Origin of the sequence: Yoonia sp. (assembly GCF_046498525.1) — a bacterium.
Taxonomy (GTDB): domain Bacteria; phylum Pseudomonadota; class Alphaproteobacteria; order Rhodobacterales; family Rhodobacteraceae; genus Yoonia.
Map to the genome: position 1 here is coordinate 1 of NZ_JAWOAN010000113.1, position 8082 is coordinate 8082.

The window sequence follows — 8082 nt, forward strand, 5'->3', positions numbered from 1 at the left end:
CTTTAACCATATTTTTACACGGTTATAGGGACGCAACAAGCAAAAAGTCATCACCAAACGGCGTCTACCGCAAAACGGACTGATTCGTTTGCCCTGCCCTTTTGCCATTGGTGATCTGCCCGGATCAGCAAGCCGTAGACGGCACCGAAGGTTGCGTTCCGCCCCCTCGAAAGTGGATGAATGTAGTGTGAGCGGAAACAGTGTATGCTCACATTCTTATTCTGTTCATATCACCGGGACGCTAGGCAAGTTTGCGTTGCAGAAAGTGGCGTTTGCGCATTAAGACCTATTATCGCCGCCAAGATTGTGGCATGATTGCGGCTGTAAGTGTAATTTCATGAGCGAGTGATCCGATGTCTGTTTTTCCATCAAGAATTTCCCTCTTTTCCGGCGCGGTTGCCTTGTCACTGCTGGCCGCCACGGCCAATGCCGGGACAATCAGTCTGGCTTACGACGGGTCTAGCGTCAGCAACGAGACTGATTGGGAAATCGCGACGATCACCGCCGCCCCAGTCGACCTTGCGACGAATGATGGCCGCGTCTATGCTTTTGGCTTCAATATGACCGACACCACCGACACGCTGGGCAGCTTTCTGGCGTGGTGTCTGGATTTGGGCAGCTTTCTGTCCACATCGGATACAGCACAGCCCTATACGATCACGACTGATCCGTTCAACAACAGCGACGGTCTAAGTCCCTCCGAACAGGCGCGCGTACAATCTGTTTTCGATGCAAACTTCGGCACGCTTGATGCGACCGATGGCGTGCAGGCAGCAGGCTTTCAAATCGCGCTTTGGAACGCCCTTTACGAAAATGATCTGGATGCGCAGGCTGGCACATTCGCCGTTTCGGCGACACAAGATGTGATCAACAAGGCCAATGATTATCTGACGGCCGCGAATGGCTATGATGATGGCCAAGCCTATCGCCTGACCTTTCTGGAAAGCACGCCTGGAACCGGTGAAGCCAAGTACCAGAACCTTGTGACCGTATCGCCTGTGCCACTACCTGCCGCGGGCTTCCTGCTGTTGGCAGCCCTTGGTGGTCTGGGCTTTGCCGGACGGCGCCGCAAAGCCGCCTGATACACGCACAAACAAAAACGCCGGCTGTAACCGGCCTGCGTTTCTCTTTATTTAACATAATAGTCATTGTGAGTTTTTTATTGTAACCGGGGCACATTCCATTTTGGATTGCATCACTAGATAAATTTCGGAGCCAGCATCACATTTACGTTGCATAAGGTAACTGCAACCTTAGCGTAGGCTCGCCCATCTGCGAGCGCCCCAGTTGATGGCGCTGTCCCCGGAATATTCCACACTTCCCCACACTTATTTATATTCGATCAACCGCACACGCGCGCGAGTCATCCGCCGCCACCAGTAGGTCAGCGCACCTTGCGCCTCTGGCAGTTTGGTCAGGGTCATGAAAAAGGCAGCCGACCAATCCATCCCCCGAATCCGCAACCGCACCACCTGCGCAGGCCACGCCAGCAGTAGTAGCAGCGCCCAAGGCGTGATCAGCGCGCCCAGCATCGTCGCAACAGGCAGCAAAAGCCCCCAGAGGATGATCCGGCGCAAGGGCGCCACGCAGTGCCGTTCAGGTGCCGCGCCATGCAATGCCACCCCTTCGGCAAAAGCATAACCTCCGCGTTTAGTCCGCTGCCACCATTGGCTGAACCGGGTCATGGCAGCGTCATGCAGGGCCATTTCAGCGTCAATACGCCAGATTTTCCAACCACGTTTACGCAACCTCAAGCAAAGCTCTGGTTCTTCCCCGGCGATTAGATCGTCTTTGAACCCACCCGCACGCAAGACAGGTTCCAGACGCATCATGGCGATTCCACCGCAGGCGCGCGCTTCTCCGATGCCTGTGTTCCATTCATCGTCGCAGAGCTTATTATAGATCTAAGCGTTGAGATTTTTTTCTCGCAAGCGCCCCGCAACAGCCACCACTTTTGGATGCGCAACCAAGAACGCGTGAGCTGTTTCAATCCAGTCTGGATGAAGTGTGCAGTCACCATCGACAAACTGCACAACGGTCACTTGATCAGCTTTTTCGGATAGTCTCGCAAGCCCGGCATTGCGCGCCCGCGCCGCCGTAAAGGGTTGCTGCACATCAAGCGCCACAACGTCGGCCGAACGGGCCATAGCTGCATCCTGGCTGCCGTCGGTAGACCCACTGTCCACATAGATGATCCACCCAGCAGAGCTTTGCAACGACTCCAAACATTCAATAAGCCGAGCACCTTCGTTGCGCCCTATCACGATAACTGCAACGTCGTTTAGTTCAAGTTTAGTATCACTCTTCCGGTGCATGTCTTGTTCCCAGTGGCCGTAGAAAATTGGTCCACAGATCGTACATTTCGGCATCCATCGCTTTTGGCACAGGTTTTCCAGCCAACCAGCGCAGATGCGCCACCCCACGTCCTGATAGCCATGTTAGGTTCGCCAAAAGCAGCCCCGTGTAACCATAGGCCTGATAAAAAAACCGTGTCCGCGCACTATAGTAGTAGGCTGGTAGACGTTTGCGAGCTGCACCCAATGCTTCGACCGGCCCGCTACCGCCGCGAAAATGCACCGCCACTGCCCGTGGTTCTTGTACAATCTGCCAGCCAGCACGCCGTGCCTGCAGGCAATAGGCGGCATCTTCGAAATAGAGAAAATACCCTTCGTCCATAGGACCGATCTGATCCACCATCGCACCACGCAAAAGGATGCAGGCAAAGCTGGCCCACTCGATCTGGGCGGGATCGGCAGGTGGTTGCAGAGCAACCACATGGCGCTGCAAGGCCTTTGTGACAGGGCCGCTAGCTGCACCACGGATGAGTTCACTGACAGGCGAATGAAAACGAAAACAGCTGACCTGCACATCACCATCGTCGGTTGCGATCTGTGGTGCGATCAGACCTGCGCGCGGGCTGGCATCTGCCGCAGCAAGGATCTGCACCAGAAACCCTGGACGCAGTAATGCATCGGAATTCAGGATCAGATAGTGATCTGCCTTCACCGCCGCCATACCCAGATTATGCCCCCCCGAAAAGCCGGCGTTCCGCTCCGAGCGCACCAGCGTGACCGGCGTGCCAGCAGGCTGTGCCGCGATCCAATCTGCAATCTGGTCGGCGGATCCATCACCCGAAGCATTGTCCACCACCACCACCTGTGCATCCAGATCGTCGATATCGGCCAAAACAGATTCTACGCAGGCGATGGTCATTGGCCCAGTACGGTAATTGATGATCGAAATGGCAATACGGCAGGTCATTTATGGGTGGGCTTCAAGGGGGGTTTGGGGCGGTCGATGCGGCGCGCCTGCCGCGTATAGATGCTTTGTGGCGGGGGTGTGGCTGTCTGCGCAGGATCAGCGCGCCGATAACCCGGACGATCAGGCTGCAGCGGCACCGCCGCCCCTTGAGTGCGCGCAGCCTTTTGCAATTCCAACCGCCCCCAAAGTGCGCCTGCCATCAGCCAGGTCAGCGGCGTGTTGGAGCTGTTGGGCACCATGTCAATCAGATTGGCTGCCAGAATGAGCGCAATCACCGAAGTTTCCATGCCAATATCATAGCGACGCCGGTGTAAGAGCAGCAGGAAAACAGGCCCAGTCAGCAGGCCAAAGCGCGCAAGATAGCCAACCCAGCCATCACGCCCCAGAATGATGATCCATTCCCCATCTGTGACACTGGTATCTCGCCCTTCTTCATCAAAAATTCGCTGGCGTCCCCAGCCTCCCCAACCAAACAAGGGACGCTCTGACGCCTTGGCAAGTAGGCTTTCTTCATGATCAAGTCTAAACCGAAACGACCCGGCACGCTGCGGGTCGATATCCTCTGCAAGTTCGATAACCTGTGCGATCGGAAGAACCTGTGCGGTTCGGGCCACCGGATAGGCCAGAAACACCCCTGCGATAATCGCAGCCGCCAACAATTGCGCACGCACACCCAGAAACAGGCCCACCGGCAACAGCACAGTCGTGATCATCACAGCGCCAAGGTTGCGCGACAAAAGCAGCGTCAACCCCAGCCATATGGCGGCGGCCAGATACAGGCCGCGGCGGCGCTCATCGAGCCGCATCAGGCCGACCGTCGCCAGCAGGGATAGCGACAGGAATATGCCCAGCAGCAGCCCATGGTTCAGAAACACCACAGGTCGGAAACCACCACCACGGATATGTTGTATCCAGCTATGTGGAAAGAACCCGTAGACCCAGCGGTTCAGTTGCGGCGACATCCGCACCTCGAACAAGGCCAAAAAGGCATAGCCAACGGCGGCGACGCAAAGCACGATCAGCAAAAGCCGCAGCGCTACCGTGTCCGCCAGATAGCGCCGCGCCAACACAAAGGGAATTACCGTCATCAGCGCCCAGAGCGCCATGGACGCCGCATCATAAAGCCGCAAACCAGGCAACCTGCGGGGCCCGTAGCTCAACGCATCGGTATTGGTCAGCGCCGTCATGACCGCACCCAGCACCAGCATCACCAGCAACACCAGAATAATCGGATGGCGCGGGATCAGCCCGGTGGGACGCAAGTCATAGGACCGGTCATTGCGGGCAAAGACCAGCGCAAGGATCAGCGCCGTCAGGGCCGGGATCGTGGACTTGTCCAGCGAAGGCAGCGCCGGCAAGTCCAATGACGTTCCAGTCGGCAACAACAAGAATCCGCCCACGATCGTCACCAGAATCGCCAGAGGTAAGCGCAAGCGCTGAAAAAACACGATACTGACCAGCGGCCATGCAACGAGGGCAAGAAGCGGCGGTATCATGGCTCAGCCCGGTCCTCGCAAGCGGCGTGATATCTGGAACATCTCTCTGGGCATGATCTCTTTCACTCATCAGTAAACACAGGGGGCCGTCACCAAATACACGCAACTTCTTCAAAGACGACCTTTGCCCCACCTTACTAACTCTGCAGAGCACAGCGATCAAAGACAATCTGCCCCGCAAACGTCACAAGCCAGCATAGGTGCGTGGTGAAAGGTTTACTCACTCCAAAGGGTCGGACATAAAAGACGCGTGATCAAAGGATATTTCCCGGTATGCCCCGGACCACCCCACTTACTACACAGCCCGCCACCCTACCCCGGCTGGGCTATCTGACCTCACTCTACCCAGCGGCGTCGCATACCTTTATCCAGCGTGAGGTCGCAGGCCTGCGTGCGCTTGAATTTGATGTCGCGACCGTATCCATCCGCACCCCCGATTCCAGCCACTTGATCGGCCCCGAAGAACACACCGCACGCAACAACACCTTTTACATCATTGACGCCGCCCGCAAGCCCGCCACCCTGCCGCATGCCCTGCTGGCCGCTCTCGCCAGGCCGGGACGATTGCTGCAAACCTTGGCGCTCGCTGGGCGTACCGCTCCACCGGGCCTTCGCGGTGGAATGAAACAACTGGCCTATCTTGCCGAGGCGCTGATCCTTGCGCAGTATCTGAAGGCGCAGGGCATCGACCACCTGCACAACCATTTCGCCAGCGCCAGCGCCAATGTAGCGATGCTCGCATCACAGCTGTCGGGCGTGCCCTTCAGTTATACTCTGCACGGGCCATCCGACCTTTATGAACCCGAGACATGGCATTTGCGCGAAAAGACCGCCCGCGCGACTTTTGTGGCCTGCATCAGCCATTTTGCACGGTCGCAGGCGATGCTGTTTTCCGACCCCGCGCATTGGGACAAACTGCGGATTGTCCATTGCGGGGTAATTCCCGATCTTTACGACCACGCCCCACAAGAAACACACAGTGGCATGCGGCTGATCTTTGTCGGCCGTCTGGCAGCGGTCAAAGGGCTACGCGTCTTATTCGAAGCTTTTATACAGGCGCGGCAAACCCACCCGGACCTGCACCTTACGCTGGTGGGTGACGGCGACGACCGTGCACATCTGCAACGGCTGGCCGCTCCCTTGGGGGATGCGGTGCATTTCACAGGTTATCTGTCACAAGACGCCGTAGCACAGGCACTCGCCAAAGCCGACGCACTGGTCCTGCCCAGTTTCGCCGAAGGCTTGCCCGTGGTGCTGATGGAGGCACTGGCCAGCGCCCGCCCCGTGATCGCCACACAGGTCGCGGGCATAAGCGAGCTGGTGGAAAACGGCGTCACCGGCTTTGTCGTCCCACCAGGCGACGCGGACACACTGGCAGACCGGATCACACAACTGGCCGCGGACCCCGCAATGCGCAACCGCATGGGCGAGGCGGGGCGCACAAAGGTACGAGCCGATTTCGATGTTCGCATCGAGGCCGCCCGCATTGGCGCACTCTTCGCCGGCCAGATTGGGAACCACCTGCGACCGCAGCCACTGGGACGCAAAGAAAGGTAATAAACAGCCCTATAGTAAAACCAACTTTGACAATGCGCCCTACGAGTTCAGGATTGTGTTTCTGGCGTACCCATAGCGTCCGTCATTTTTAGCTGCATTGCGCGCCACTTTGGTAAGGTCTGTGCATCAAGCCAGGCACAGTCTTCAGGTCCGTTGCGCAGCCAGCACTCCACAAAATCGCCCCAAAGCACGGGATGAGCGATGCGCACGAACGCAGAATCGCCGTTCCGAGAGAGGCGTTCGTAAAGAGCTGGATCATCAAAGAGAACACGGAGCCGGGCTGCAAGCTGGTCCGGCGCGTGTTCGGGTGCAAAGAGCACATCTTCTCTATCGCGAAAATATGCCACAAACATCGGATGATCCGAAATTACGATGGGTGTACGCGATGCGAAGCCCAGATAGATGGTCCCAGGGAGTCCTTCGCCATATTGATGTCGAGAATATACCAGCACAGCGTCGGCTGCATGCATAGCCGGTGCAATCTCAGCATGCGGGAGACGACCAGTAAAGGTGACGCGCTTTGCAACACCCAAGGATCTTGCGAGAGCCTGAAAACCCTCAATATCCCCGCCCCCAACCACTTTGAAAGTGGCGCCATCCCCCATCCGAGGGTCAGCAGCTAGGGCACGTATGATATCTCCCACCCCCTTGGCCTCTGACACGGCACCAACAAAGATCAGGCGCTTTGGACCTGCTGCTGGGGCTGTCTTCGGCGAAAAGTCTGCCGGCGTGGGTGATCTTGGCCAGTCCCAAGGGATTATTTTTTCCGCTGCCACACCCAGTGTGGCCAGTCCCTCTGCGGCAGCGATATTGTGGTTTCCGACACGACCCACTTCTGGACGGTTCAGCTCTGATGCTAGCTGCCTTAACCGCCAGCGGTCGATCCATCCCCGCAACCCTCTACGCAGCATAAACGAATCTGCAAAACTTGGCAGAACCCGAACACCATGTTGACGTGCCCAAGTGAGGAGTGAACGGCTCGGGCTTCGCAAAATCAGATGTGTGGGTTCCAAGGCATCAAGTTGTGCTATGACACTGGCGAATGGTCGTTTCTGTTTCCAGATATCATCTAGCCCGATTGACCGGACCCCTGATGGCAGCGTTTTGTCGTGAGGGATTTCAGCGCAAGTGCAGATCACCGCAACAACCGCAGCTTGAGGAACCAGACGTTCAACCACCTCCATCGAATAGGTTTGGGCGTGATAGGTTTCACCCATTCCGGCTGAAATTCGTTCATAAGCTGCGCGGAAATCGCCGGTCTGGACAAAGACAATACGCGCAGTATCAGACATCGAACCCATAGAATTCATCTTTTGGCCTAAATGTATTTATCTTCGATTACCTTTATTTGTACTCTATTGCTATATTTTTTTACTGAACCGCTACCGGCTGGCACCGATACGAACATATGCACATGATAACTGGATAACACCCCGCGCAAGATGTTGACCTCGTTCGCGCGGCAAACCTGCCAGCAGATGTCACGCACCCGCAGTCGCAGAAACTCCGCCAGCGCCTTGTATCGGTACTTCGTCGACCAGACGATGTGGTAGCTATGGTAGAAAACGCAGTGTTTGCCAGTGTCACATTGCATTATTCTTTGACGTTGAAGCTGGCCCAAATGGAAGTCGGAGGGTTTGCTCCAAGGCGTTCTTCGCCGCGTGGCCCGACGACGCCGCGCTGCGACCCGAGGCGCTGCAACTGCTCGATTGGCTGCGCAGCGAGGCAGCCGCGCGCACGGTGGAGGACGCGAAGGGCGCAATGAGGC

8 protein-coding genes are annotated in these 8082 nt (G+C 56.9%); 2 read left to right on the plus strand and 6 right to left on the minus strand.

The genetic code is table 11. From position 1 onward, the window contains the following. The first annotated feature begins 353 nt into the window (after window positions 1-353). Entirely contained in the window at window positions 354-1082 is a 729-nt protein-coding gene (locus R6T97_RS07960) for a VPLPA-CTERM sorting domain-containing protein (protein WP_410348753.1), read from the plus strand. Window positions 1083-1328: 246 nt separating this feature from the next. Here the strand turns inward: R6T97_RS07960 and R6T97_RS07965 are convergent, their stop codons facing one another. The 4 genes from R6T97_RS07965 to R6T97_RS07980 all read right to left on the minus strand — a co-directional run bounded on the left by R6T97_RS07965 (window position 1329) and on the right by R6T97_RS07980 (window position 4757). Then, entirely contained in the window at window positions 1329-1832 is a 504-nt protein-coding gene (locus tag R6T97_RS07965; RefSeq protein ID WP_410348754.1) for a hypothetical protein, read from the minus strand. A gap of 72 nt (window positions 1833-1904) precedes the next feature. Continuing rightward, complete coding sequence (locus R6T97_RS07970; RefSeq protein WP_410348755.1) at window positions 1905-2315, minus strand: glycosyltransferase family A protein; 411 nt, start codon at window positions 2313-2315, stop codon at window positions 1905-1907. Then, on the minus strand, window positions 2299-3261 hold the full coding sequence (locus R6T97_RS07975; RefSeq protein WP_410348756.1) for a glycosyltransferase family 2 protein: 963 nt from the start codon (window positions 3259-3261) through the stop codon (window positions 2299-2301). The genes R6T97_RS07970 and R6T97_RS07975 overlap by 17 nt, the downstream gene beginning before the upstream one ends. Further along, on the minus strand, window positions 3258-4757 hold the full coding sequence (locus R6T97_RS07980) for a hypothetical protein (RefSeq protein WP_410348757.1): 1500 nt from the start codon (window positions 4755-4757) through the stop codon (window positions 3258-3260). Before R6T97_RS07980 ends, R6T97_RS07975 begins: the two co-directional genes overlap by 4 nt. 273 nt (window positions 4758-5030) lie before the next feature. On the opposite strand from R6T97_RS07980, the gene R6T97_RS07985 reads away from it, so the two are divergent. Further along, entirely contained in the window at window positions 5031-6314 is a 1284-nt protein-coding gene (locus tag R6T97_RS07985; protein WP_410348758.1) for a glycosyltransferase, read from the plus strand. A 47-nt stretch (window positions 6315-6361) separates the two neighbouring features. On the opposite strand, the gene R6T97_RS07990 is transcribed toward R6T97_RS07985, so the two are convergent. Beyond that, entirely contained in the window at window positions 6362-7606 is a 1245-nt protein-coding gene (locus R6T97_RS07990) for a glycosyltransferase family 4 protein (RefSeq protein ID WP_410348759.1), read from the minus strand. A gap of 26 nt (window positions 7607-7632) precedes the next feature. Continuing rightward, the gene (tnpA, locus tag R6T97_RS07995) at window positions 7633-7908 is read right to left on the minus strand and encodes an IS200/IS605 family transposase (protein WP_410348760.1); all 276 of its coding nucleotides are present in this window, start codon (window positions 7906-7908) and stop codon (window positions 7633-7635) included. Between the last annotated feature and the right edge of the window lie 174 nt (window positions 7909-8082).